This is a genomic window from Oceanobacillus sp. FSL K6-0127, from assembly GCF_037983385.1.
Taxonomy (GTDB): Bacteria; Bacillota; Bacilli; order Bacillales; family Amphibacillaceae; genus Oceanobacillus; species Oceanobacillus profundus.
Genome location: NZ_CP150287.1, coordinates 3,601,254 through 3,627,656, shown reverse-complemented (window position 1 = coordinate 3,627,656; position 26,403 = coordinate 3,601,254). Strand labels below are relative to the sequence as shown.

Sequence of the window (26,403 nt, the reverse complement as noted above, 5' to 3'; positions counted from 1 at the left end):
TAGCAGATAGGAAAGTATAGACCTTCCTATCTGCATAAGTGAAATCTAGGTGTGTACCACCAAACATTCTATTCATAGTTCATAAGTTCACGGATGAATTATGTAAGTAAAAGGAAGTGAAAAAAGTGAAAGAAAAAACTAGTAGTTTTTATGACCGAATAGCCCCGTGGATAATTCCGGTAGCATTGTTATTGGGTTGGCAGTTATTTACAATGAACAGATCAATTTCAGGCAGCATATTGCCTCCCCCTTTGGAAGTTGTTCAAGCGGGTGCTCAAATGGCTGTGAATGGAGATCTGTGGACTCATATTTTTATTAGCTTTAACCGTGCATTAACCGGTTTTATAATCGGTGGTGGATTAGGGTTAATTTTTGGTTTATTAAATGGAATATATCCGATTGCGGAGAAACATTTAGACACTACCGTTCAAATGTTCCGTAATATCCCACATTTAGCTTTAATTCCACTTATTATATTATGGTTTGGGGTTGGTGAAGAGCCCAAAGTTATTTTGGTAGCTATTGGTGTCTTTTTTCCAATTTATATAAACACGTATCACGGCATTCGTTCGGTTGATAAGGGGCTAATTGAAATGGGGAATGTTTATCGATTATCAAGGCAGAAGCTTTTTTCAAAAATTGTACTGAGGGGAGCACTGCCATCTATTTTAGTTGGAATTCGATATGCACTGGGAACAATGTGGGTAACGTTAATCGTAGCAGAAACAGTAGCAGCTTCCTCTGGAATTGGTTACATGTCAAATAATGCCCGAGAATTTATGCAACTTGATATCGTTGTTCTAGCGATATTACTATACGCACTTTTAGGGAAGCTGGCAGATTCTCTTGCGAAGCTATTAGAGAGCAGACTCCTAAAGTGGAATCCAGTTTATCAAAAGAAATAGTATGAAAGGATTGAAAACAGTGGAGAAAAAACAGATAGCTTTAGGTGTTTTTCTTATGGGAACAGGTCATCATATGGCCTCATGGAGACACCCAGATGTTCCAGCCGATGGATTTGAAGATTTTAACTTTTATCGTGAAGTTGCTGAAATTGCTGAGAAAGGAAAGCTAGATATGATTTTTTTAAGTGATGGTCTTTCTTTTCATCGATTATCACACCCTGCAGAATTAGTAAGGCTAGATCCGCTTACACTTCTTCCTGCATTAGCTGCTGTTACAAAAAAAATTGGTCTTGCAGCTACAGCATCAACAACATACAATGAGCCATTTCATCTAGCTAGAAAATTTGCTTCACTAGATCATATAAGCAATGGAAGATCAGCATGGAATGTGGTGACGTCCTATTATGAGCACGAAGCAAGCAATTTTAGTAAGAAGGAACATTTAGCGCATGACCTACGCTATGAACGAGCAGGTGAATTTGTCGAAGTCGTGAAAGGTTTATGGGATAGTTGGGAAGACGGAGTACTTATTCGTGATAAAGAATCTGGTGTTTACTTTAATTCTGATAAGTTGCATTCATTGAATCATGAAGGAAAGCATTTTTCTGTAAAAGGACCATTAAATGCATCGCGTTCACCGCAAGGTCATCCAGTTATCGTTCAGGCGGGGTCTTCAGAAGCTGGCACAACGCTTGCGGCCCAGACAGCGGATGTTATTTTCACAGCACAGCAGACGCTTGAAGGGGCACAACAATTTTATAAAAAAGTAAAGAAAAAGGTAATTGCCTCTGGAAGAAAACCGGATGAAGTAAAAATTATGCCAGGTGTTTCCCCTTTTATAGGCAGGACAGAGGCTGAGGCTAAAGAGAAATATGAGCAATTACAAGACCTGATTGTTTCAGAGATTGGACTTGATTTCTTATCCGATTATCTTGGTGGTATGGATTTCTCAAATCTTTCACTTGATGATCAACTTCCGGATGAAATCCCGAAAACGAATGGAAACCAAAGCAGAAGAGAATTAATAATTGAACTGGCGAGGCGAGAAAACTTAACAATTAGGGAGCTTTATAAACGAATTGCTGGTGCAAGAGGACATTTCACGATATTCGGTACACCGGAACAGATTGCAGACCAATTAGAAGCTTGGATTGTAGCTGAAGGTGCGGATGGTTTTAATTTGATGCCTCAATATTTACCTGGTGGCTTAAGCGAATTTGTTGAACAAGTTATTCCAATACTTCAACAGCGCGGACTATTTAGAAAGGAATATGATTACAGTACACTTCGGGGCCATTTAGGTTTGTTAATGCCGGAGTCTAAATATTCAGCATTAAAAACCAGATAATATGTAGAGGCATGTCTGCTGCATGCCTCTATAATTTCCGTTCATAATAACATTCAAACACGAGGTTAAATTATAAAAGCTACTGCAAATCAGTTTAAGTATTCTTATCAATCTTCAACAATTGCATCCGATTGTTAAATAGACTTGGATAGGATAAGAATCCTAGCATGGCACTTGTAACGACAGCAGAAGTTAAAACTAGAAAAAGAATAAGTAATTGAAATTGTACTGCTTGTATAGGATCTGCACCCGCAATGATTTGTCCACTCATCATTCCAGGAAGCTGAACGAGCCCAATTGTTTTCTGGCTTTCAATTGTCGGTATTGTACTTGCTTGAATCGATGTAATAAGTTGTTTATGAATTGCTTGCTTCGGTGTTCCGCCAAGGGATAGAATTAGCTCTGCTTTATCTTGATGGGTATCAATTTCAGCTGTAAACCGATTAAGAAATAGAATCGAAAGCACCATCGAATTCCCGATCATCATACCACTAATGGGAATAATATATTGAGCCGTGGGTGGTATAATGTGGAACCCGAGTAAAATACTTTGAGTTAATACTTCGATGAAAACATATGTCGAAATGAGTTTCCATGTAATCCCTTTTATCGTAACACCTTTTTTCCTTGCATTATGTGTTGCAGCAAAAATCATCAACATAATCATGAGTATGATAAAGATCATACTTTCTGAGTCAAATACGAATTGCAGAACATAGCCAACTGCTAATAATTGTATCGTTGAGCGAATCACTGCGACAATGGTATCTTTTTCTAATCCTAGATTAAGCGTTTTTGATAATAAAATTGGTATCAAGACGAAAATAAGAGCTAAGGCTAATGTCAAATAGCTCATACATTAACCCCCTCTACAAATTGTTTTACTCTTTCATCTTGAGGGTTATCCAGAAGGCTAGTTTCTCCAGTTTCAACAACTTCTCCGTTCATCATCACCCATGTATAATCCCCAACTGATAAGGCCTGCTGTAAATTGTGGGTAATCCATATAATTGTTGTACGATATTTCTGGTTAATTTTCACAATCAATTCCTCAATATCTTGTTGTGAAACACGGTCAAGTGAAGAAGTAATCTCATCAAGCAATAAAACTTTTGGTCGATTTACAAGCGTCCTCGCTACTGAAACTTTTTGTCGCTGTCCACCAGATAAATCCTTGACATTTCGATATAAAAATTCTTCATCTAAGCGAACATCGCGCAGTAATTCCTTTGCTTTTTCCTCTTTTAACTGTTTACCTTGTAATGTTAAAGGCAGGGCTAAGTTTGAAAAAACCGTACCACTTATCATAGTTGCACTTTGTAATGCTAACCCGATATTGCGACGTAATGTGGTTGGTTCATAATCCATAATCGGTTTATTTTTAATATAAATTTCACCGGATTTTGGTGATATAAGTCCATTACATAATCTAAATAATGTTGTTTTCCCAGCGCCTGAAGGTCCAACCAATGTTGTTATTTTCCCTTCAGGAAAGGAGCCGGTAATATCCTTTAAGATATGTACGTCTCCATCAAAATAATTCACATGGTTTAACTGAATTACTGTATTGTTGCTTGCTGTCATTGTGCTCCACCTTTTTTCATAATAGAGGCCGGTCTTAATTTTCTTTTAAACACGCATAATAAATCGTTCCCTAATAACAAGGTTATAATTGTGACAATACTTATTATCGTTTATTTTTAATAATGATGCTAAAATTATGCACAGAAAAGAGAAGTGAACTTAAAGAAGGCATGCTACAGTGCATGCCACTAGAAACCTTATAATTTTTGACCATAATAACGATCTAGAGAAAAACCGCGGCCTAAAATTTCAGATGCATTAATAAAAATAACAAAAGTTGAAGGAGCTTCTTTTTGCAACAGTTTTTTCAGCTGCACGGCCTCTTGTTGTTCAGTTACACAGAGAATCATTGTCTTATCAAGGTTAGAATACCCGCCGACAGATCGAACTTTCGTTAAACCACGGTCGATTCCTTCATGAATAAGAGTTTGAATTTTTTCTTCTTCATCGGTAATGATTAAAATTAACTTTGTCGCTGTTGTTCGTAATTGAACAAAATCAATTGCTTTTCCACTAATGTAGATAGCTAATAGCGCAAATAAAGTGAGTTCTAAACTAAATACGATGATGGAGGCAATTACGACAAGCCCGTCCACAATAAATTGAGAATACCCGCTTGATATACCGGTGAACTTCTTTACGATTTGTGCGATTGCTGCCGTTCCACCTGTTGATCCATTTCCTTTATAAACAATACCTAGTCCAATACCGAGTAAGATTCCACCGTAAAGAGCTCCTAGCAGTGGATTCGTAATTTCAATCGGAATATCCGCTGAAAGATAAATAATCAAAGGAACCCAAAATGTACCTAGCAGTGTTTTGAAGCTGAAGTCTTTACCTAACGCAAACCAGCCAATAAAGAAGATTGGTATGTTAATCACGAGTTGAACAAGTGCTGGACTTAGTGCGTATATTTCAAATAGGATGGTGCTAATTCCTGATATACCACCTGCCGCAAGCTTTGCTGGCAGAAAAAATGTGTTATAAGAGAGTCCGACAAGTGTGGCGCCAAGGATAATATAGATATATTCCATCATTGATTTATTCTGTTTTAATTTTTTCATTCGCTTATTTCCTTTCCGTTTTCAACCTAACCTTATTTACTTTATCATTTGCGAGCATTAGAGTAAATAGCATATAACTAAGCGTTGGTCAAAAGGAAAGGGTATATAAAAACACGGATTCAAGTTGAACCCGTGTAAGCTATCTTATTATACAGTTGCTGTCATTTTTTCCGTTTCAGCGATTTTTGCCGCAACTTTCTCTGTGAATTCTTTGCCGATTTTTGGTAAGACTGTTTTTAATACGGGATTGATCATCGCTCCCATCATGCCTTTAACCGTAATATTTAAGCTTCCGGTTATTTGTGTTTTTGCTTGGGATAAGGGGGTTGCTTTAAAATATCCGTCACCTACCCAGCTTTCGCTTGAACCACTTAATTCAAATATAATGTGTGATGGTTCTGTCCATTCAGTAATCCGGACTTTCACACGTACATCTTTTTGAACTACTCCAATATCACCGTGTAATTTCCATGTTGATTGACGCTCATTAATAATTTCATGTTCCGTATAACCTGGAACAAGGGGCGCCCAGTTATTCATGTCACTAACAAAATTCCAAATCCTTTTACTTGGCATATCTAATTCGACATGATGGATGCTTTGTGCCATGCGTACTGACCTCCTTTGCCTATGTAATGAATACATGCAAATTTAATATATGATGCAAATGCCATTTTTAGACTAAGTAGTATAGAAATAACCTTAACTATTCATAATAAAATGGAGCAGTTTAATTCTGTTCAACTACACCGAGGAGTGATCGATGATGGCTCGTAACAACAGAAATCAATTGTTAGTGCCTGGTGCGGAAAATGCAGTGGACAACATGAAGGAAGAAATTGCAAATGAGTTCAAAGTAGAACTTGGAGCTGATACAACTGCACGTGAAAACGGTTCGGTGGGTGGCGAGATGGTCAAACGAATGATCAAAATCGCTGAGGAAAGTATGGTTAATAAACGTAATTAGTTGGTAGTAATTGAGGATACCCGGTTATATAGTTGGGTATCCTTTTTTAGCATAGGTATAGGATAGTTTTTTTCAAAAAGAAACCGGCAGAATGCCGGTTTCTTTTTGAAATTATTGTTTTACAGGGCTTTTTGCTTCAACTTTCTCAATCCAGTTAAACGGATCCTCTAATTTTCCATATTGGATGCCAGTTATTGTGTCATAAACCTTTTGGGAAACTTCCCCAGTTTTTCCTCCGTTAATTACCATATCCTTACCTTCCCATGACAATTGCGCGATAGGGGAGATAACAGCGGCAGTTCCGGAACCAAATGCTTCTTCTAATAAACCTTCTTGATGCGCCTGATATAGTTCATCCATAGAAATTCGACGTTCTGATACTGGTATATTCCAATGTTTAAGAAGTTCAATTACAGAATCTCTAGTTATGCCAGCAAGAATACTTCCGTTAAGCTTTGGTGTTACAACTTCTCCATTGATTTTGAAGAATACGTTCATGCTACCAACTTCCTCAATATACTTTTGTTCGACACCATCTAACCAAAGTACCTGGGCGAACCCGCCTTTAGCAACATCCTCCTGTGCTTTTAAGCTAGCAGCATAGTTTCCACCGGTTTTTGCTTCACCAGTACCGCCTTTAACCGCACGAACGTACTTGTTTTCAACAGCAATCTTAACAGGGTTAATCCCTTCTTTGTAGTAAGCGCCAACTGGGGATAGAATAACGATAAATTTATAATTGCGTGATGGTGCAACACCAAGATAGGGCTCTGTTGAAATAATAAATGGTCGAATATAAAGCGATGTTCCATCAGCGTCAGGAACCCAGTCTTTATCCATTGCTACAAGCTGTTTAATTGCCTTTAATCCGAATTCCTCATCAATAGGCGGAATGCAAAGTCGGTCACTTGAACGGTTTAATCGTTCCAAATTCTTTTCTGGTCTAAACAATTGTACATCTCCGTCTTCCGTGCGAAATGCTTTTAATCCCTCGAAAACGGATTGCCCGTAATGGAATATCATGGAAGAAGGATCGATCATTAGAGGTTGATATGGTACAATGCTCGCATTATGCCACCCTAATGGATCAGAATAATCCATCACAAACATATGATCTGTAAAAGCTCTGCCGAAAATAAGCTGATCAGAATTGGGCTTCTCTTTTTTTGTTTCACTTAGTTGTAAGCGAATTGTTTTGTCTTCCATATCAATTATCTCCTTGTTCTAAAAGTTTCTATATATCATAATAGATATTTAGAATTTGTGCAAGACTTAATTTTTAATTAATTTTGTTAAGTTAGTTTTATTTCGATATGTTAAAATGAAAAAAAGGTTTAAAGGAGATGAAAAATGATTAAAGCAGTAATTTTTGACTTAGATGATACATTGCTTTGGGATGAAAAAAGTGTTAAACACGCTTTTGAAAGGACTTGTGAGCTGGCAGTTAAGAAATATGATCTCAACCCAGATGAGCTGGAAGCTGCTGTTAGAGAGCATGCTAGAAAGCTTTATGCTTCGTACGATACATATGAATTTACACAAATGATCGGAATTAATCCATTTGAGGGACTTTGGGCGAATTTCTTGGATGAAGGGGAGGACTTTGCTAAATTGAAGGAAATTGCTCCCCTGTATCGTAGGGAAGCATGGACAGCAGGGCTAAAAGCGCTAGGTGTTGATGATCCTGAATTTGGCTTGGAGCTAGCAGAAGCTTTCCCGCGGGAGCGAAAGAAAACAGCACTTTTATTTGATGATACGATTCAAGTACTGGATAAATTGAAAGGGCACTATCAACTGCTCATGTTAACGAATGGATCTCCAGAGTTACAAAATACAAAACTGACACTAACACCGGAATTAGTTACCTATTTTGATCAAATCGTGATCTCTGGTGACTTTGGAAAAGGAAAACCGGATCCAACGATTTTTGATCATACTTTAAAATTGCTTTCGCTCGATAAAGGTGAAGTAGTCATGGTCGGTGACAACCTGAATACTGATATACTTGGAGCAAAAAGGGCTGGGATAACATCTGTATGGTTAAATCGACATGACAGAAAACCAGAAGATGTTAAACCAACGTATGAAATCACAAACTTATTAGAGCTTTTGCCAATTCTTGAAGATTAGGTAATACACAAAAGCACACCGTCCAAAAATAGAGGTGTGCTTTTAATCTGCTATAAATCAATCGATGTTACTTCTTTAATCTCCTCAAGACTCTTTAATTCTTCCATTGCTTCTGTTTCTAAATGTTTATCGATCGTCAGTACCATGATTGCATTCCCGCCGATATCTGAACGGTCTACTTGCATCGTAGCAATATTTATTTGATGCTTTGCAATGGTGCTTCCCATTCGACCAATAACACCAGGCTGGTCAACATGCTGGATAACAACAAGGTGACCTTCTGGAGTAACGTCAATACTATATTCGTCGACTTTCACAATCCGCGGTCCAAATCCATTCAGCAAGGTACCGGCAACTTTACGTGTTCCTGATTTGCTCTTTACTTCTACTGTGATTAAATTCGTAAATCCTTTTGTTGAAGAGGTTTTATTTTCATTAACGATAATTCCTTTTTTATTTGCAAGATATAATGCATTGACGTCATTTACGTGATCACCTAAGTGACGTTTTAAAATCCCTTTAATTGTGTTGCGTGTTAATGGCGCTACTTCCATATCGGATAGGTCACCAGAATAGGAGATATTAATTTCTTCTGCTACATCCTTCGTCAAATCAATTAAGAAAACTCCTAATTTCTCAGCTAAATGGAAATAAGGTTCAATTTTATGCATCAGCTCACTTGGAACAGAGGGAAGGTTGACTGGATTTTTCACGACATCTCCATTTAAAAAGCTGAGCACGTCGTGACTGACATCAACAGCTACAATTTCCTGTGCTTCAATGGTGCTTGCACCTAAATGTGGTGTCGCTACTACTTCTGGCAGTTCTAATAATTTATGATCGATAAAAGGCTCTTCTTCAAAGACATCTAATGCGGCCCCAGCCACTTTTTTTGAAATAATTGCATCATATAATGCATCTTCATCAATAATTCCACCGCGTGCACAATTTATAATGTGAACCCCTGGCTTCATGCGTTCAAAGGCTTCAGCGTTAATAAGATGTCTTGTCTCTTTCATCAATGGCGTATGAACTGTAATAAAGTCAGCTTGCTCAATAACCTCTTCTAGTGTCCCATAACCAATACCCATTTTATCTGCTTTTTCTTTTGTTAAAAATGGGTCATAGGCAATGACGTTCATACGCTGACCTTTTGCACGGAAAGCAACTTCTGCACCAATTCTACCTAGACCAACTACACCAAGTGTCTTATTTTTTAGTTCTACACCGACATACTTTTTACGGTCCCACTTTTTATGTTTTAATGCATGGTACGCTTGTGGAATATTTCGTGATAGTGACATAAGCATCGCAATTGTATGCTCTGCTGCTGAATTGGTATTTCCATTTGGCGCATTGACAACGATAATACCATTCTCAGTAGCAGCATCGAGGTCAATATTGTCAACTCCAACACCAGCACGACCAATGATTTTTAACTTTTTAGCTTTATTAATTAATTCACGCGTTACCTGTGTTTGACTTCGAACGAGCAAAGCATCAAATTCGCCGATTCGATCTTCCAGTTCTTCTTTACTTAAATGTGTTTCGATGACAAGATTCATATTCGGCGCTTCACGTAGTGGTCCGATACCATCCTCACTTAGCGGATCACTGATTAAAATGTTAAACATTATGCTAGTACCCCCTGTTGTAAATAAACTTCCTGAGCGGCGCGTATGCCTTGTCCCAACTCAATCTGCTTGCCGATTTTTCTTAAGCTGATTTCTACGATACCGATAATTTGCAGCACATCTGCAGGAGAACAATAGCCCATATGGCCAATTCGGAAAATTTTACCCTGTAGATGCTGCTGCCCGCCAGCAACTGATAAATTAAATTCTTGCTTCATTACTTTTCTTAAATCCTCTGCAGCAAAATCATTCGGTCTAATTGCAGTAACCGTCGGTGAAGCTGCATCATCCGCTGTCAGCAAAGGAATTCCCATTGCTTTAAATGCTGAACGTGTCATTTTTTTCATTAATTCATGTCTTGTATAGACATTTTGCAGACCTTCCTCTTCTACAAGATTCAACACTTGATCTAATCCAAACAATAAGGATAGTGCAGGTGTGAATGGCGTAGAATCATCGGCAAGACTCTTGCGATATTTTCGCAAATCGAGGTAGAAACGGGCTTGTTTGTTTTGCTCAATGATTTTCCATGCTTCTTCACTCACTGTAATAAAAGTTAATCCTGCTGGAAGCATCATTGCTTTTTGTGAGCCTGTAACGAGTACATCAATTCCCCATGCATCTACTTCTGTATCGACTCCGCCAACACAAGAGACACCATCAACAATCACAAGTGCATTCGAATTTTCGTGAACAACTGTACACAATTCTTGAATCGGATTTAATATACCTGTGGAAGTTTCACAATAAGTAGCAAAAACGGCTTTTATATTCGGATGATCCTTTAAGTATGTTTTTATGTATGCTGGATCAAATGCTGCACCCCACTCTACATCGTAGCGCTGTACGGCAACATCATATGCCTGACAGATTTTCACAAAACGATCACCGAAAGCTCCAGTAACAATAACGAGTACCTCATCACCAGGTTTAACTGTATTAACAACAGCAGTTTCAAGTCCTGCTGTACCACTTCCAGAAACAATTAATACGTCTTGTTCTGTTCCGAAAATCGGTTTTAATCTTGGTTTGATTCGCTGGATTAAATCTTTTGTTTCTTTTCCACGATGTCCAATCATCGTTTGGTTCATAGCCCGCTGCACACTTGGTGGAATTGGGCTTGGTCCGGGTATTCTTAATAGATGCTGATCTGCTAGCATGTTGCACTGCTCCTTTTTTTGAGTTTATATGATTCATTTACTCTTGTACGGATGTCATTTTTTGAGAAACGAATTCATTCATATAGCAACCCATATTAGTTATTCAATATAACAAGTATACAACTGTTGTCAACAAATTTTGCGAAGTAATATTTTTCAGTAAAAATAACTGCAATAAATGTAATCGCTTTATGTATGTATGTGGTTGGATCCGTAATTAATTTAACATTGTCCATTTTAATATTTTGATGCTATGAACATTCTGTTTATTTTTACAATTTGATTGAAGTATAGATTGATTAATCATATAATAGTGCGAAAGAAAGGTGGTATCCTCAAATGAGTAAGGATTTGCGAATCAAAAGTAATGCTTTTGACGGAACTATGCGAGCCCCAAATCGTGCAATGCTGCGGGCTGTTGGTGTTTCAGATGAAGATTTTAAAAAACCAATGGTAGGTGTAGCAAGTACTTGGGCGGAAGTAACACCGTGTAATATCCATATTGATGAACTGGCTGTTCGTGCTAAAAAAGGAGTGCGAGAAGCTGGTGGTGTTCCATTGATTTTTAATACGATAACAGTATCTGATGGAATTTCGATGGGGACACAAGGAATGCGATATTCATTACCAAGTCGTGACATAATTGCTGATTCGATTGAAACGGTTGTCGGAGCAGAAAACTTAGATGGACTTGTGGCAATTGGTGCTTGTGATAAAAATATCCCAGGATGCATGATTGCAATCGCGAATTCGAATGTCCCATCCGTTTTTGTTTATGGGGGAACTATTGCACCTGGAACACATCGAGGAAAAGACATTGACATCGTTTCCGTTTTTGAAGGCGTTGGTAAGCATAACAATGGTGATATTGATGATAACGAATTAAAAGCGATTGAATGCAGTGCATGCCCTGGTGCTGGTGCATGTGGAGGAATGTATACTGCTAATACAATGGCTTCGGCCGTAGAAGCAATGGGAATGAGTCTCCCAGGAAGCTCTTCCAATCCAGCAGAATCTAAAGAGAAAGAGGAAGATGTAAAAGCTGCTGGACAAGCTGTTTATTCCATGCTGGAAAACGATATTTATCCTAAAGATATTATGACAAGAGAAGCATTTGAAAATGCGATTACAGTTGTGATGGCACTTGGAGGATCGACCAATGCAATTCTTCACTTGCTTGCAATTGCTCATGCAGCAGAAGTAGATTTAACAATTGATGACTTTAATCGAATGCAGGAAAAAGTACCGCATCTTGCAGATTTGAAACCTAGTGGACGTTTTGTGATGCAAGACTTGCATCGAGCAGGCGGGGTGCAAGCAGTTATGAAGCTGCTTCTTGAAAATGGCTATCTGCATGGAGATTGTTTAACGGTGACAGGAAAAACAATCGCTGAAAACCTAGCGGACGCACCATCACTTGCAGATGGTCAGGAAATCATAATGCCTTTTGATAGTCCAAAACGTAAAGATGGACCATTAATTGTTTTAAAAGGGAACTTATCGCCAACAGGAGCTGTTGCTAAAGTATCCGGGGTGAAAGTCACACGTCATACAGGACCGGCACGTGTATTCGATACCGAAAAAGAAGCGACTGCAGCCGTTATGGCGAATGAAATCAAGGATGGGGATGTTCTTGTAATTCGTTATGTGGGGCCTAAAGGCGGACCTGGTATGCCTGAAATGCTCTCCATTTCTAGTATTCTTGTTGGTAAAGGAATGGGTGAATCGGTTGCGCTATTAACCGATGGGCGATTTTCTGGTGGTACACATGGTCTTGTAGTTGGTCATATTTCACCAGAAGCACAAGCAGGTGGTCCAATTGCACTCTTACAAGAAGGTGACATGGTAACGATTGATTCGGGTGAAAAATTAATTTCTGTCGATCTTTCTGAAGCTGATCTGGAGAAACGTCGTAAAGACTGGATAGCCCCACCGTTATACAGTAAAGGGATACTAGGCAAGTACGCACATAATGTTTCCTGTTCATCCAAAGGTGCTGTTACAGATTATTTGAATAGATAACATTCATTGCGGGCGTCTGTTTGAAGACGCTCGTTTTTTAGTAGGTAGAAAACAGATGAAAATACTTTTATCTGCATTAGTGAAAGAAAATTATTTTCCTAAAGGATATGAAAATCCCAAATCTGCTAAGAAAAATTTACAAATCTAAGAGAGTATGAGGCTTCAATGTTGTAAACGCATACAAAAAGACGAACTAAATAAAATTATCTAAAAACTTCTGAAAAACTCTTGACTCTTCCCGGAAAACATTATATGATTGACCGCAATATCAAGAATTCAATTAACAAACCTATTTTTCTGAATAACGAATTATAGTTGTTACTATGAATTTTCAAAATCTTATAACTGTTGGTTTAAAACTAAATACAATAACTCGATGACGAGAAAAAAAGAACATGCCACGTGTATTCACAGAGAGCTGGGGTTGCTGGAAGCCCAGAAATACATATTGTTCTGACATCTTCTCTGAGTGCCGTTTTGAACGGAGCGTAAGAACGATGCTTTTATTAGATTCGGTCAGGTGCAGTTTTTGTGTACCTGTTATCCAAGTAGGCTGATTATCAGCCTGCCGAGGTAGTATTCGTGAGGATGCTATGAACATGGGTGGTACCGTGAAAAGAAGACTCTTTTCTCCCCAATAATTCTGATGTTATGCAGATTATAGGGGAGAGAAGGGTCTTTTTTTACTGGAAGGAAAACTCACAATTTCCTTACTGCATAAGTGCAACATACTGAATGCCAAGTTTTCTAAAATTAATATGAACCTAAGGAGGTAGCAGTAGTGAAAGTTGAGGCTAGTCACGAAGTGGAAATGAAGGGGAATTTGATAACAGGTGCTGATTTATTAATTAAAACATTAGTGGACGCTAAAGTGGACACCATATTCGGTTATCCGGGTGGCGCGGTATTACCGATCTACGATGCGTTGTATCGTAACGAGACACCATTTGAGCATGTCCTATCGCGTCATGAGCAAGGCTCCATTCATGCAGCAGAAGGATATGCTCGTGTGACAGGTAAGCCTGGAGTAGTTCTAGCAACATCAGGTCCTGGTGCAACAAACTTAATTACTGGGATTACGGATGCCATGATGGATTCTATACCACTTGTTATCTTCACTGGTCAGGTAGCTAAAAATGTTATCGGGACCGATGCCTTTCAAGAAGCAGATGTAATGGGGATAACAACACCGATTACCAAGTACAATTATCAGGTAAGTGACGTTGCGGATTTGCCGAGAATTGTTAAAGAGGCATTTCATATAGCGACAACAGGTAGACCTGGCCCAGTCGTAATTGATATACCGAAGAATATTTCAGCGAACATCACGATAAATGATTTTGAAGATGACTTTTATCTACCAGGTTATCAACCGACAATTAACCCGAATCCATTACAGATTGTTAAACTTGCAGAAGCCCTAAGTCGTGCAAAGCGTCCACTGCTGCTAGCAGGAGCAGGTACATTGTTTGCAAATGCTTCAGAGGAACTGAAGCAATTTGCTGAAAAATATAAGCTTCCTGTCACGACCACGTTGCTTGGTCTAGGGACTTTTCCGGGTACGAATGAGCTTTCGCTAGGTATGGCAGGGATGCACGGAACATATGCAGCAAACATGGCAATTTATGAATGCGATTTGTTAATCAATATTGGTGCAAGGTTTGATGATCGATTAACTGGGAAGATTGCTGACTTTGCACCAAACGCTAAAGTTGCACATATCGATATCGATCCGGCAGAGATCGGAAAAAATATCAAAACGGATATTCCGGTTGTAGCTGATGCGAAGAAAACCTTGATTGCATTATTAGATAGTAAAATTGATATGCAAAATAATATCCAATGGCTTGAGGAGCTATCCAAAAATAAGCAGGATTATCCACTGTGGTACGAACGCACAGATTCACCAATATCACCACAATGGCTGATTGAGCAAATTTATAACATATCAAGTGGGAAAGCGATTGTTACTACTGATGTAGGTCAGCACCAAATGTGGGCAGCACAGTTCTATAAATTTGATAAGCCAAATAATTGGGTAACTTCAGGTGGGCTTGGTACGATGGGCTTTGGTTTTCCAGCAGCAGTTGGTGCACAGTTAGGAAGACCAGATGATTTAGTTATTTCGATCGTTGGTGACGGTGGATTCCAAATGACGTTACAGGAATTATCCGTAATCAAGGAACGAAATCTCCCGGTGAAAGTAATTATTGTTAATAACGAGGCATTAGGTATGGTTCGACAATGGCAGGAAAGCTTTTATGAAGAACGTTATTCAGAATCACTGTTTTCAGAAAACCCGGACTTCGTAAAATTGGCAGAAAGCTATGGTGTCCGCGGTGTGAAAGTTGACAAGGAAGCAGATGTAATCCAAACATTACAAGACATCTTTGCTTATGATGGTCCTGTGGTTGCTGATTTCCGAGTTGTACGAAAAACCTGTGTCTATCCGATGATCGCACCAGGAAAAGGAATTCATGAGATGGTTGGGGTGACAAAATGAAACGAATTATAACAGCTACGGTTCAAGACCGTGGCGGGGTTCTGAATCGGATTACGGGTATGTTACACAAACGTCAATTCAACATTGAAAGTATATCTGTCGGAGCATCGGAGGTAGAGGGTGTCTCTAAGATGACATTTGTAGTAGAAGTCAGTGATGATCAGAAATTAGAACAGCTGACAAAGCAATTAAACAAACAAATTGATGTGTTAAAAGTATCCGACATAACGGATAGAGCAATGGTCGCGAGAGAATTAGCACTCATTAAGGTTGTTAGTACTGGGCAGACACGTGCTGAAATACAGGGGATTATCACTCCGTTTAGAGCATCTGTCATTGATGTAAGCAAGGACAGCTTAATCATACAAGTTACAGGGCGTCCTGATAAAGTGGATGCACTTATCGCATTACTCAGACCATATGGCATAAAGGAATTAACGAAAACTGGTGTTACAGCATTTTTAAGAGGACAGCAGCCAGAACAGGTAACAGAACTAAATTCGTTGTCCATCTAAATTGAATGCAAAATATAATTAACTGATTTTTGTAACAATTCAGGCTTGAAACAAATAAATTGCGAGTTAAGTATTTATACTTTACTAATAAAAAAACTACTAATTAATGAGAGGAAGATATTAATGGCTAAAGTACTTTATGAAAAAGACATCCAAAAAGAGGTATTACAAGGAAAGAAAATTGCGGTAGTAGGATATGGTTCACAAGGGCATGCGCATGCATTGAATCTCCGTGAAAGTGGTTATGATGTTGTTATTGGTTTAAGACCAGGAAAATCTCAAGCTAAAGCAGAGGAAGATGGTTTTAATGTATATTCAGTAGCTGAAGCTGTTGAACAATCGGACGTTGTCATGATTCTTCTTCCAGATGAAATGCAGCAAAAGGTTTATGAAGAAAGCATTAAACCAAATCTTAAGGCTGGAAATGCGCTTGTTTTTGCACACGGGTTCAATATTCACTTTTCACAAATTGTACCTCCATCTGATGTAGATGTATTTCTAGTAGCTCCAAAAGGACCTGGTCACCTTGTAAGAAGAACGTATGAAGAAGGTGCAGGAGTACCAGCTCTATATGGTGTGTATCAAGATGTAACAGGTAATGCAAAAGAGCTTGCATTAGCATATGCACAAGGAATTGGAGCAGCAAGAGCAGGAGTTTTGGAAACTTCTTTCCAAGAGGAAACAGAAACAGATTTGTTCGGTGAGCAAGCAGTACTATGTGGCGGGGTTACAAGCTTAATCAAATCTGGCTTCGAAACATTAGTGGAAGCTGGATACCAGCCAGAAGTTGCTTACTTCGAATGTATGCATGAAATGAAATTAATCGTTGATCTTCTATATGAAGGTGGACTAGAAAACATGCGTTATTCCATCTCAGACACAGCACAATGGGGTGACTTCGTATCTGGACCACGTGTTGTAAATGAAGATACAAAGGCACGTATGAAAGATGTTCTAACAGATATTCAAGATGGTAAATTTGCAAAAGGTTGGATTCTTGAGAACCAGGCAGGTCGTCCACAATTTAATGCAATCAATAACCAAGAAAATAAACATCAAATTGAGACTGTTGGAAGGGAGCTCCGTGACTTAATGCCTTTTGTTAAACAATCCGTTAAATCAAAACAGAAGGATGTGAAGGAACATGTCACTAATTAAGATTTTTGACACGACTCTAAGAGATGGCGAACAATCACCAGGGGTTAACTTGAATAAGCAAGAAAAGCTGGAAATTGCAAGACAGCTTGAACGTTTTGGAGTTGATCGGATGGAAGCAGGATTTCCTGCTTCCTCCAAAGGTGACTTTGAGGCAGTAAAAGCGATCGCCGATACGATTAAAAATACATCCGTTATTGCACTTGCAAGAGCGGTTAAATCCGATATTGACATTGCTTGGGATGCATTAAAGGGGGCGGAGAAGCCTGCGATTCATGTATTTCTTGCAACATCACCAATTCATATGACTTATAAATTGAAGAAGACTCCCGAAGAAGTAATGGAGACAGCAGTCAGTATGGTCACCTACGCAAAAGAAAGGTTTTCTGAGGTCGAATGGTCTGCCGAAGATGCTACACGTTCGGACTGGAACTTTCTAGCCCAAATAATTGAAAAGGTTATTGATGCTGGTGCAACGGTCATAAATTTACCGGATACGGTTGGCTATACGACACCAAAAGAATATGGTGAACTATTCCGATTTATCCGTGAAACCGTCCCGAACATTGATCAAGTTGCATTATCCTGTCATTGTCATAATGATCTTGGATTGGCAGTAGCAAACTCCATTGCAGCTGTTGAAAATGGGGCCACTCAGGTCGAAGGAACAATTAATGGTATTGGAGAGCGTGCTGGAAATGTATCCTTAGAGGAACTTGCAGTTGCATTCAAAATTCGTTCGGATTTTTATTCCTTTGAAACAGGCTTGAAATTAAATGAGATAAAGCGTACGAGTGACCTTGTTTCCAAACTTACTGGTATGTACGTTCAAGCAAATAAAGCAATTGTAGGAAGAAATGCATTTGCCCATGAATCTGGAATTCATCAAGATGGCGTGCTGAAAAATGCTGAAACCTATGAAATTATTACACCAGAAATGGTTGGCGTTAGCTCAAACAATCTGTTTTTAGGTAAACACTCTGGTCGCCATGCGTTTAAAGATCGTGTAAAAGAATTTGGAATCGAATTTACAGAGGATGAATTGAAGCAAGCCTTTGATCAATTCAAAAAGCTTACGGATCATAAAAAAGAAGTTACAGATGATGATTTATATACAATTGCAATGGAAGTCAAGACAGATTCTTCAGCAGTGAGTAAGTATCAATTAGAAAACTTCCAAGTACAGTATGGAACAGAGAATGTTCCAACAGCTACTGTCATTTTAAAAACACCAGCAGGAGATGTTGTAGAGAATTCTTGCTCTGCTCCAGGTAGTGTTGAAGCTTTGTATCAAACCATTGATAGTTTAGTGGAAGAAGATGTAAAGCTAGTAGACTACCAATTGAACTCAGTTGGTGGAGGGAAGGATGCTTTAGCAGAATCACATGTTCAACTAATTGTAAATGGTGAAACCGTAAATGGAAGAGGTTCAGCACAAGATGTGCTTCAAGCATCTGCATCAGCATTTTTGAATGCAGTAAATCGTTATATTATCAAAGTAAAAACAATAGAAAAGAAAGAACTTGTGAAATAACCAAGAGCGCAAGCGCCCGGAGCTAGTTATAAAATCGGGCGTGAGCTTTCTTAAAAATACTTTGAAAAAGGAGGACCCCGAGTATGGAAAAGCAAATCATATTACTTCCTGGTGATGGTATTGGGAAAGAAATTATGGATTCTGCTAAGGCTGTGTTACTAGCAATTGCAGCTGAGTATAACCATCATTTTACTTTCGAGGAACATGCAATTGGTGGAAGTGCGATTGATACGCACAATAACCCGTTACCGGAGGATACAATACAGGCTTGTAAGAGCGCAGATGCGGTTTTGCTTGGTGCTGTTGGAGGTCCAAAATGGGATTCTAATCCGGCTCATTTAAGGCCAGAAAAAGGTTTATTAGGTATCCGTAAAGCCCTTGGATTATTCGCAAATATTCGTCCTGTAAAAGGATTTTCCCCTCTGTTGCATGCTTCTCCATTAAAGGAAGAAATCATAAAAGACAGTGATATTTTGATCATACGTGAATTAACCGGTGGTTTATATTTTGGTGAACCGAGTGAAAGAAGAGAGAATGGTAATGCAGTCGTCGATACACTCTATTATAAGCGGGCAGAGATGGAACGAATTATTGATAAAGGTTTCCAAAGTGCAAGGATTAGGAATAAGCACTTAACCTCTGTAGATAAAGCAAATGTTTTAGAATCCAGTCGTATGTGGCGAGAAATTGTTGAGGAAAAAAAGCAGGAATATCCAGATGTTACGGTTGAGCACGTATTAGTAGATGCAGCCGCAATGAAATTGATTACACAACCAAATCGATTTGATGTTCTTGTAACGGAAAATCTATTTGGAGATATTTTAAGTGATGAAGCATCCGTATTAACTGGATCACTTGGTATGTTACCGTCTGCTAGTCTCAGGACAGATGGTGTTGGAATGTATGAGCCAGTTCACGGATCTGCACCTGATATTGCAGGTAAGGGGATTGCGAATCCATTTGGGATGATTTTATCTGCTGCATTGATGCTGCGTTTCTCTTTTGGATTGGAGGAGGAAGCTTCTGAAATTGAAAGAGCAGTAAATGAATGTCTTGAACAAGGCTACCATACGGCTGATTTGCAGATACAAAACGGAAAACAGGTTGGAACTAAGAAAATAACAGAAATCGTACTAGAGAATTTAACTACGAAGAGTATTTCAGATTCAATTTGCAATATGTACGTGTAAAAGATTCATACGTATTTTAAAGAGTGAGGTGTTAGGAAATGGGAAAACCGGAAACAATCATTGATAAAATATGGAAGAAGCATGTGGTACACCAAGAAGAGGGAAAACCAGACCTTCTATATATTGACCAGCACCTTGTTCATGAAGTAACTTCGCCACAAGCCTTTGAAGGTTTACGGATGAACAATCGAAAGGTTCGTCGCCCTGATTTGACATTTGCGACGATGGATCACAATGTGCCAACTATAAATCGACAAGTTGTCAAAGATGAGATTTCAAAAAAGCAAATGGAGACATTAAAGCAGAATTGTGCCGATTTTGGAATTAAACTTGCAGATATGTTTCACCCAGACCAAGGTATTGTTCATGTAATCGGACCACAGCTAGGGTTGACACAGCCAGGAAAGACAATCGTATGCGGGGATAGTCATACTTCTACGCATGGTGCATTCGGCGCGTTAGCTTTTGGGATTGGCACGAGTGAGGTGGAGCATGTACTTGCAACTCAAACGATCTGGCAAGAACGCCCAAAATCATTGAATGTTAAAGTTATTGGTGATCTCGGTCCAGGTGTAACTGCAAAGGATTTGATTCTAGCTATTATAGGGAAATTTGGAGTTCGCTTTGGTACAGGGTATGTCATGGAATATACAGGTGAAGCAATTCGTAACTTATCCATGGAAGGAAGAATGACTGTTTGTAATATGTCAATTGAAGCAGGTGCGAGGGCAGGATTGATCAGCCCGGATCAGAAAACGATTGATTATTTAGAAGGAAGAGAATATGTTCCTAATGGAGAAGCATTCTATAAAGCAGCAGAAGAATGGCTTGCTTTAGCAACAGACGAAGGTGCTACGTATGATCACACCGTGACCATTCAAGCTGATGAAATTGAACCACAGGTTACATGGGGGACAAATCCAGGAATGTGTGTACCTGTTGGTGGGAATACACCGGTTGTTGCAGATTCGGACCATAAAGAAGATGTGAAGCGAGCTCTTGAATATATGGGTCTGGAAGAAAATCAGCCAATTACTTCTATTGAAATTGATCATGTGTTTATTGGTTCATGTACAAATTCAAGATTAAGTGACCTAGAAAAAGCAGCGGCAATTGTTAAAGGTAGAAAAGTGAAGGATCATATTAAAGCAATCGTCGTTCCTGGTTCCTTTAGTGTAAAATTACAAGCTGAAGCAGCTGGCTTGGATAAAGTTTTTACGGAAGCAGGATTTGAATGGCGAGAATCAGGGTGCAGTATGTGTCTTGGAATGAATGATGATATTGTTCCAGCTGGAGGACGTTGTGCTTCCACTTCGAATCGTAATTTTGAAGGAAGGCAAGGAAATGGAGCACGTACGCATCTTGTCAGTCCCGAAATGGCAGCAGCCGCAGCGATTGAAGGGCGATTTGTAGATGTACGTAACTTTGCAGGAGTACTTAGCTAGGAGATGACGAACAATGGAAGCAATTCAAGAGCATAAAGGATTAGTATACCCATTAGATCGCTCAAATGTGGATACGGATCAAATTATTCCTAAGCAGTTTTTGAAAAGAATTGAGCGTACAGGTTTTGGAGAATTTTTATTTTATAACTGGCGATTTGATGATGACGGTAACCCAAGAGAAGACTTTACGTTAAATCAACAGCAATACAAAAACGCATCGATTTTAATAGCAGGTGAGAATTTTGGCTGTGGCTCTTCAAGAGAACACGCGCCGTGGGCACTGACAGACTTTGGTTTTAAGGTGATTCTTGCACCAAGCTTTGCTGATATCTTCTATAATAATGCATTGAAAAATGGAATTATTCCGATTAAGATGGAAGAAGAGCAACTTCATGAATGGATGCAAGATGCTGCAGATTCACAATTTGTTTTGCATGTTGATTTACGGAACCAACAAATTTCTGATGAGAAGGGGAATGTCATAACCTTTGATATCCCTGAATATCATAAGGAAAAGCTGTTGAATGGCTGGGATGATATTGCATTAACCTTGCTTCAAGAAAATAAAATATTAGCATATGAAGCCAACAGAAATTAAATGAATTTTGAACGAGAAGAAGGAGTGAATGGTCTTGGGGATTTCTTAAACGGTGATAAGGTCTACCATGCAATGAAGCGGCTGACCCCCATTGTTCATCGTACACCATTATTAACATCACATACGACAGATAATATAGTAGGAAAACACGTCTATTGCAAAATGGAAAATCAGCAAAAAACAGGAGCATTTAAGTTTCGTGGAGCAAGCTTTAAGCTGATGCAGCTGTCAAAAGAACAGCTTGCTAAAGGTGTGCTTACTGCCTCTGCAGGAAATCATGCACAAGGGGTTGCGCATGCAGCAGCGAAGCTTGGCGTGAAAGCAACCATCTTTATGGCAGAAGGTACGCCACTTGCGAAAGTGAATGCTACACGAAACTATGGTGCTGAAGTAGTATTAATTGGTGAGAGCTTCCAGGAAGCATATCAGGCATCCATCGAACATCAATCGGTATCTGGGGCAGTTTATATCCATCCTTTTGATGACTATGATATTATGGCAGGACAGGGAACCATTGCAATGGAGATGCTTCGGCAAGAAGACAGAATGGATACGATCCTCGTCCCAATCGGTGGGGGAGGATTAATTAGCGGTATTGCTGTTGCTGCGAAGCATGTGAACCGTAATATTAGAATAATCGGTGTTCAAGCAGAAGGGGCCCCGGCAATATATGAGAGCTACCATGCTAATTCGGTGATGAAATCGAATAAGGTTTCAACTATAGCAGAAGGAATTGCTGTTAAAGAACCAGGAAGTCTAACCTTACCAGTTATCAGGGAGTATGTAGACGATATAGTTACAGTGACAGATGAGCAAATTGCTTCAGCCATTGTGTATATGCTCGAACGAAATAAAACACTAATGGAAGGAGCGGGAGCAGCTGCCTTGGCAGCCTTATTCGCCCATAATGATAAAATAAAATCAAGGCACTGCGGTGTGATTGTAAGTGGAGGAAATTTGGATATTGGTGCAATGTCCAATATTCAGCAGCTTGCCGAACAAAAAACCCCAAAAAAAGAAAAAGCTTACATGGCATTATAAGAAAAAGCTTCTTGGCATTTATTTTCCAAGAGGCTTTTTTTCTGTTTTCAGGAAAAACGGTAAGCGGATACATCCGTTGATTTGTCAAAGTTTGTCAGATTTCAGGCGAAAAAAATTGATTTAGTCAATTAAATTTATCTGCAAAATTAGCTATTAAGATTTAAAATTTTCATATAATGCGAAAAAAATTAATTAAAAAAATATTTATATGTTTACTTGTTAAACCCTTAATAGTAAAGACTTTATAAAGAGAATTCTTATTAATAACGAAAATTATCAGAATTTATTACTGTTAAATTTTATCAAAAGATATTGCTTTTATAAAAATATTCACTTATAATCTTCTAATATATTAAGAAATATTTACGATTTGATTTCGGATAATACAAAATGTTTAAAAAACAAATATAAGTTTCCGAATAAGTCGATAAAGAAATACAACTTTTTTGTCTTTGTATTGACTCAGGATGTGAATTATTAGAAAAATCACAAAAGCTAATATGCTAAAAATAATTACAAAATAGTTATAAGTCTATTATATTTATTAGTTAGGAAGACTTTTTATTTTTTAATAATTATCAGAACCTTCTGTTTAGAGGGGGTGCAGTAGATCAAATTTTTTTAAGTACCATGTAGCTCTTTTATATCAATCATACTTCATAGTAGAGGTAAATTAATACTTTAGGGGGATTAATTTGAGTAATAAATTATTGGAAATTAAAAACCTATCAACCTCATTCCGCATCGGTGATGATTATTATGCTGCAGTGGATGATGTTACATTAACGCTAAATAAAAACGAAGTATTAGGTATTGTTGGAGAATCGGGTTCGGGAAAAAGTGCACTTGCATTCTCCATAATGAGACTCCACAATCGGGCAAAAATAGAAGGAAGTATTCTGCTCAATGATCAGGATATTGTAGACATGTCTGCTGCTAATTTAAATAAATTACGTGGTGACGATATGGCAATGATTTTCCAAGATCCACTGACAGCATTAAATCCGCTAATGGAAATTGGAGAACAGATTAGTGAAGCATTACTTTTACATAATCCTAGAATGACACAGAAACAACGTAAGCAAAGAGTTATAGAATTATTAAATTTAGTAGGAATTCCACGTCCGGAATTTGTATATGAGCAATTCCCGCATGAATTATCTGGGGGGATGCGACAACGAGTTGTTATAGCGATTGCAATTTCGAATAAACCAGAATTATTAATTGCAGATGAGCCGACTACAGCACTAGATGTAACGATTCAGGCGCAAATACTGGATTTAATTCGCAAGCTAAAAGAAGAAATGAATGCCGGAATTATTCTAATTACGCATGATCTAGGTGTTGTTGCTGAAATGGCTGACCGGGTAGCTGTTATGTATGCTGGACAAATTGTAGAAATTGCTGAAGTACATACATTGTTCGAAAATCCATTACATCCTTATACCAAATCATTACTGAATTCAGTACCAACGGAAGGACAAGACAAGCTTCACGTCATTCAAGGGATTGTCCCATCGTTAAAAAATTTACCGCGTAAAGGGTGCCGTTTTGCATCAAGAATACCTTGGATTGACGCCTCTGTCCACGAAGAAAATCCTGTATTGCATGAGGTTAAACCAGGTCATTTTGTAAGGTGCAGTTGTCACACGCATTTTTACTTCTCTGAAGAAAGTAAGGAGGCTGAGAAGAATGGCATTTCTTGAGGTTAAGGATTTACAAGTATATTTTCCGATTAAAGGCGGAGTTTTCAATCGCACCGTTGGCCATATCAAAGCCGTTGATGGTGTTTCTTTTTCTCTGGAACAAGGTAAAACATACGGGCTAGTTGGAGAATCAGGTTCAGGGAAGTCAACCACTGGAAGAGCAATTATTGGTTTAGAAAATGTAACTTCTGGACAGATATTATTTGAAGGTAAAGATATTACATCAATGAAAAGTAAGACAAAAGATTTGAGAAAAGATATTCAAATGATCTTTCAAGATCCGTATTCGTCTTTGAATCCTAAAAAGCGTGTTCTCGATATTATTGCAGAACCATTGCGAAATTTCGAAATGCATTCTAAACAGGAGGAAAAAAAGAAAGTACAAGACTTATTGGAACTTGTAGGATTGAGTCCAGAGAGTATATTGAAATATCCCCATCAATTCTCTGGTGGACAGAGGCAACGGATTGGTGTTGCAAGGGCACTAGCTTTAAAACCAAAGTTAATTATTGCTGATGAGCCTGTTTCAGCATTAGATGTTTCTGTTCAAGCCCAGGTACTTAATTTCATGCGAGAAATTCAAGATCAGCTAAACTTGACATACCTATTAATTAGTCATGATTTAGGTATCATTAAACATATGTGTGATCACATAGGAATTATGTATAAGGGACGTTACGTGGAAGAAGGGACAAAAGAAGAGATTTTTACGAAACCTCATCATATTTATTCGAAACGTCTCGTTGCTGCAATTCCTGATATTAATCCGCGAATGCGTGAAAAGCAATATCGATATCGTCAAGAGGTACAAGAAGAATACAACAGTTCCTATAATGATTATTTTGATCATGAAGGATTAGCGTACAGCTTGCAATCGATATCGGATACACATAAAGTTGCTTTGCCGAAGAGAGGTTGATTCTATGTGGAAATTTATTGTTAGACGACTTTTTGTAACTTTTCCTCAAATTGTAATACTTAGTGTTATTATTTTTATTCTAGCGCAAATGATGCCGGGAGATGCACTTACTGGCTTAATCGATCCAAATATTGATCCGGCTGCAATCGAAGAGCAGCGTGAACGGCTAGGTCTCAACAATCCATGGTATGTTCAATATAGTGACTGGGTTAAAGGCGTCGTACAAGGGGATCTTGGACAATCATTTCGATATAAGATGCCCGTATCTGATCTGATTGAACAACGGATGATTAACACATTTTGGTTGTCACTTCTTACACTAATTTTTACATATGCAATGGCGATTCCGTTGGGCATTATTAGCGGACGCTGGAACGATACGTGGTTAGACCGTGCAATTACAGGCTATACCTATATTGGATTTGCAGCCCCACTGTTTATTACCGCCTTATTGATGGTTTGGGTTTTCGGTTTTCATTTTGGTTGGTTTCCAACAGGTGGAAGTGTTGCACCAGGACTAACACCAGGAACATTTGAGTATTTTATAAGTAAGTTACAACATTTATTATTACCTGCATTTTCAATGGCAGTAATTACCACAGTTTCTACGGTTCAATATTTGCGAAGTGAAATAATTGATACGAAACAGAAAGACTTTATTGTAACTGCGAGGGCTAAGGGAGCTCCTGAATCGAGAGTATATAATCGACATATTTTCAGGAATTCATTATTGCCAATTGCTGCTTTTTTTGGCTATGAAATTTCAGGGTTAATCGGAGGATCTATATTTATTGAAAGTATATTTTCTTTTCCGGGAATGGGGCAATTATTCCTTGATTCGGTACTTTTACGAGATTATAGTGTCGTAACTTCAGTTGTATTAATTTTTGGTATTGCTGCCATATTAGGTGCTTTGCTTTCTGATATTATTTTAAGTATCGTTGATCCAAGGATACGCATCAAGTAGAATCCGAGAGACACTG

Annotated in this window: 23 protein-coding genes; 16 read left to right on the top strand and 7 right to left on the bottom strand. The window is 38.5% G+C overall.

Annotation, left to right across the window (positions count from 1 at the left end; all coding sequences use genetic code 11):
* Nucleotides 1–125: 125 nt before the first annotated feature.
* Nucleotides 126–905, top strand: a complete 780-nt coding sequence (locus tag MHH64_RS17895; protein WP_303447595.1) for an ABC transporter permease subunit — start codon at nucleotides 126–128, stop codon at nucleotides 903–905.
* Between the two features lie 19 nt (nucleotides 906–924).
* On the top strand, nucleotides 925–2,253 hold the full coding sequence (locus MHH64_RS17890; RefSeq protein WP_339316451.1) for an LLM class flavin-dependent oxidoreductase: 1,329 nt from the start codon (nucleotides 925–927) through the stop codon (nucleotides 2,251–2,253).
* Between the two features lie 94 nt (nucleotides 2,254–2,347).
* Here the strand turns inward: MHH64_RS17890 and fetB are convergent, their stop codons facing one another.
* From fetB to MHH64_RS17870, 4 genes are all read right to left on the bottom strand, one after another.
* A complete protein-coding gene (gene fetB / locus MHH64_RS17885; protein ID WP_340002122.1) occupies nucleotides 2,348–3,109 on the bottom strand; it encodes an iron export ABC transporter permease subunit FetB in 762 nt (253 codons plus the stop codon).
* Complete coding sequence (locus MHH64_RS17880) at nucleotides 3,106–3,837, bottom strand: phosphate ABC transporter ATP-binding protein (protein WP_251659235.1); 732 nt, start codon at nucleotides 3,835–3,837, stop codon at nucleotides 3,106–3,108. Before MHH64_RS17880 ends, fetB begins: the two co-directional genes overlap by 4 nt.
* Nucleotides 3,838–4,034: 197 nt before the next feature.
* Entirely contained in the window at nucleotides 4,035–4,901 is an 867-nt protein-coding gene (locus MHH64_RS17875) for a YitT family protein (RefSeq protein WP_095310755.1), read from the bottom strand.
* Between the two features lie 147 nt (nucleotides 4,902–5,048).
* Nucleotides 5,049–5,510, bottom strand: a complete 462-nt coding sequence (locus MHH64_RS17870; protein ID WP_118889890.1) for an SRPBCC family protein — start codon at nucleotides 5,508–5,510, stop codon at nucleotides 5,049–5,051.
* Nucleotides 5,511–5,667: 157 nt separating this feature from the next.
* Between MHH64_RS17870 and MHH64_RS17865 the strand changes: the two genes are divergently transcribed.
* Nucleotides 5,668–5,868 carry an alpha/beta-type small acid-soluble spore protein gene (locus MHH64_RS17865; protein ID WP_095310751.1) on the top strand — a complete coding sequence of 67 codons (201 nt, stop codon included), beginning with the start codon at nucleotides 5,668–5,670 and terminating at the stop codon, nucleotides 5,866–5,868.
* A gap of 111 nt (nucleotides 5,869–5,979) precedes the next feature.
* Here MHH64_RS17865 and MHH64_RS17860 read toward each other — a convergent pair whose 3' ends face one another.
* A complete protein-coding gene (locus tag MHH64_RS17860) occupies nucleotides 5,980–7,074 on the bottom strand; it encodes a branched-chain amino acid aminotransferase (protein ID WP_340002121.1) in 1,095 nt (364 codons plus the stop codon).
* Between the two features lie 144 nt (nucleotides 7,075–7,218).
* Between MHH64_RS17860 and MHH64_RS17855 the strand changes: the two genes are divergently transcribed.
* A complete protein-coding gene (locus tag MHH64_RS17855) occupies nucleotides 7,219–7,998 on the top strand; it encodes an HAD family hydrolase (protein ID WP_340002120.1) in 780 nt (259 codons plus the stop codon).
* A 50-nt stretch (nucleotides 7,999–8,048) separates the two neighbouring features.
* On the opposite strand, the gene serA is transcribed toward MHH64_RS17855, so the two are convergent.
* Together serA and MHH64_RS17845 are read right to left on the bottom strand one after the other, a co-directional pair.
* Nucleotides 8,049–9,635 carry a phosphoglycerate dehydrogenase gene (serA, locus tag MHH64_RS17850; protein WP_095310744.1) on the bottom strand — a complete coding sequence of 529 codons (1,587 nt, stop codon included), beginning with the start codon at nucleotides 9,633–9,635 and terminating at the stop codon, nucleotides 8,049–8,051.
* Nucleotides 9,632–10,792 (bottom strand): alanine--glyoxylate aminotransferase family protein, encoded by a 1,161-nt coding sequence (locus tag MHH64_RS17845; RefSeq protein WP_340002119.1) that lies wholly within the window; start codon nucleotides 10,790–10,792, stop codon nucleotides 9,632–9,634. The genes serA and MHH64_RS17845 overlap by 4 nt, the downstream gene beginning before the upstream one ends.
* 339 nt (nucleotides 10,793–11,131) lie before the next feature.
* On the opposite strand from MHH64_RS17845, the gene ilvD reads away from it, so the two are divergent.
* The 12 genes from ilvD (at nucleotide 11,132) to opp4B (ending at nucleotide 26,387) form a co-directional block, all read left to right on the top strand.
* Complete coding sequence (gene ilvD, locus MHH64_RS17840; RefSeq protein WP_251659233.1) at nucleotides 11,132–12,814, top strand: dihydroxy-acid dehydratase; 1,683 nt, start codon at nucleotides 11,132–11,134, stop codon at nucleotides 12,812–12,814.
* A gap of 781 nt (nucleotides 12,815–13,595) precedes the next feature.
* Nucleotides 13,596–15,317 carry a biosynthetic-type acetolactate synthase large subunit gene (gene ilvB, locus MHH64_RS17835; protein ID WP_118889894.1) on the top strand — a complete coding sequence of 574 codons (1,722 nt, stop codon included), beginning with the start codon at nucleotides 13,596–13,598 and terminating at the stop codon, nucleotides 15,315–15,317.
* A complete protein-coding gene (gene ilvN, locus MHH64_RS17830; protein WP_095310735.1) occupies nucleotides 15,314–15,832 on the top strand; it encodes an acetolactate synthase small subunit in 519 nt (172 codons plus the stop codon). The genes ilvB and ilvN overlap by 4 nt, the downstream gene beginning before the upstream one ends.
* 123 nt (nucleotides 15,833–15,955) lie before the next feature.
* Nucleotides 15,956–16,990: a ketol-acid reductoisomerase gene (gene ilvC, locus MHH64_RS17825; protein ID WP_095310733.1), complete on the top strand. Its 1,035-nt coding sequence runs from the start codon at nucleotides 15,956–15,958 to the stop codon at nucleotides 16,988–16,990.
* A complete protein-coding gene (locus MHH64_RS17820; RefSeq protein WP_095310731.1) occupies nucleotides 16,977–18,521 on the top strand; it encodes a 2-isopropylmalate synthase in 1,545 nt (514 codons plus the stop codon). The genes ilvC and MHH64_RS17820 overlap by 14 nt, the downstream gene beginning before the upstream one ends.
* Before the next feature lie 83 nt (nucleotides 18,522–18,604).
* Nucleotides 18,605–19,711 (top strand): 3-isopropylmalate dehydrogenase, encoded by a 1,107-nt coding sequence (gene leuB, locus MHH64_RS17815; RefSeq protein WP_095310729.1) that lies wholly within the window; start codon nucleotides 18,605–18,607, stop codon nucleotides 19,709–19,711.
* 38 nt (nucleotides 19,712–19,749) lie between these two features.
* On the top strand, nucleotides 19,750–21,156 hold the full coding sequence (gene leuC, locus MHH64_RS17810; protein ID WP_095310727.1) for a 3-isopropylmalate dehydratase large subunit: 1,407 nt from the start codon (nucleotides 19,750–19,752) through the stop codon (nucleotides 21,154–21,156).
* Between the two features lie 13 nt (nucleotides 21,157–21,169).
* Nucleotides 21,170–21,754, top strand: a complete 585-nt coding sequence (gene leuD / locus MHH64_RS17805; RefSeq protein ID WP_095310725.1) for a 3-isopropylmalate dehydratase small subunit — start codon at nucleotides 21,170–21,172, stop codon at nucleotides 21,752–21,754.
* Nucleotides 21,755–22,795 carry a threonine ammonia-lyase gene (ilvA, locus tag MHH64_RS17800; RefSeq protein ID WP_240033814.1) on the top strand — a complete coding sequence of 347 codons (1,041 nt, stop codon included), beginning with the start codon at nucleotides 21,755–21,757 and terminating at the stop codon, nucleotides 22,793–22,795. It begins immediately after the preceding gene.
* Between the two features lie 695 nt (nucleotides 22,796–23,490).
* Complete coding sequence (locus tag MHH64_RS17795) at nucleotides 23,491–24,501, top strand: ABC transporter ATP-binding protein (RefSeq protein ID WP_118889899.1); 1,011 nt, start codon at nucleotides 23,491–23,493, stop codon at nucleotides 24,499–24,501.
* Nucleotides 24,488–25,420 (top strand): ATP-binding cassette domain-containing protein, encoded by a 933-nt coding sequence (locus MHH64_RS17790; protein WP_095310721.1) that lies wholly within the window; start codon nucleotides 24,488–24,490, stop codon nucleotides 25,418–25,420. The genes MHH64_RS17795 and MHH64_RS17790 overlap by 14 nt, the downstream gene beginning before the upstream one ends.
* Nucleotides 25,421–25,424: 4 nt before the next feature.
* Nucleotides 25,425–26,387, top strand: a complete 963-nt coding sequence (opp4B, locus tag MHH64_RS17785; protein ID WP_095310719.1) for an oligopeptide ABC transporter permease — start codon at nucleotides 25,425–25,427, stop codon at nucleotides 26,385–26,387.
* Nucleotides 26,388–26,403: the final 16 nt, after the last annotated feature.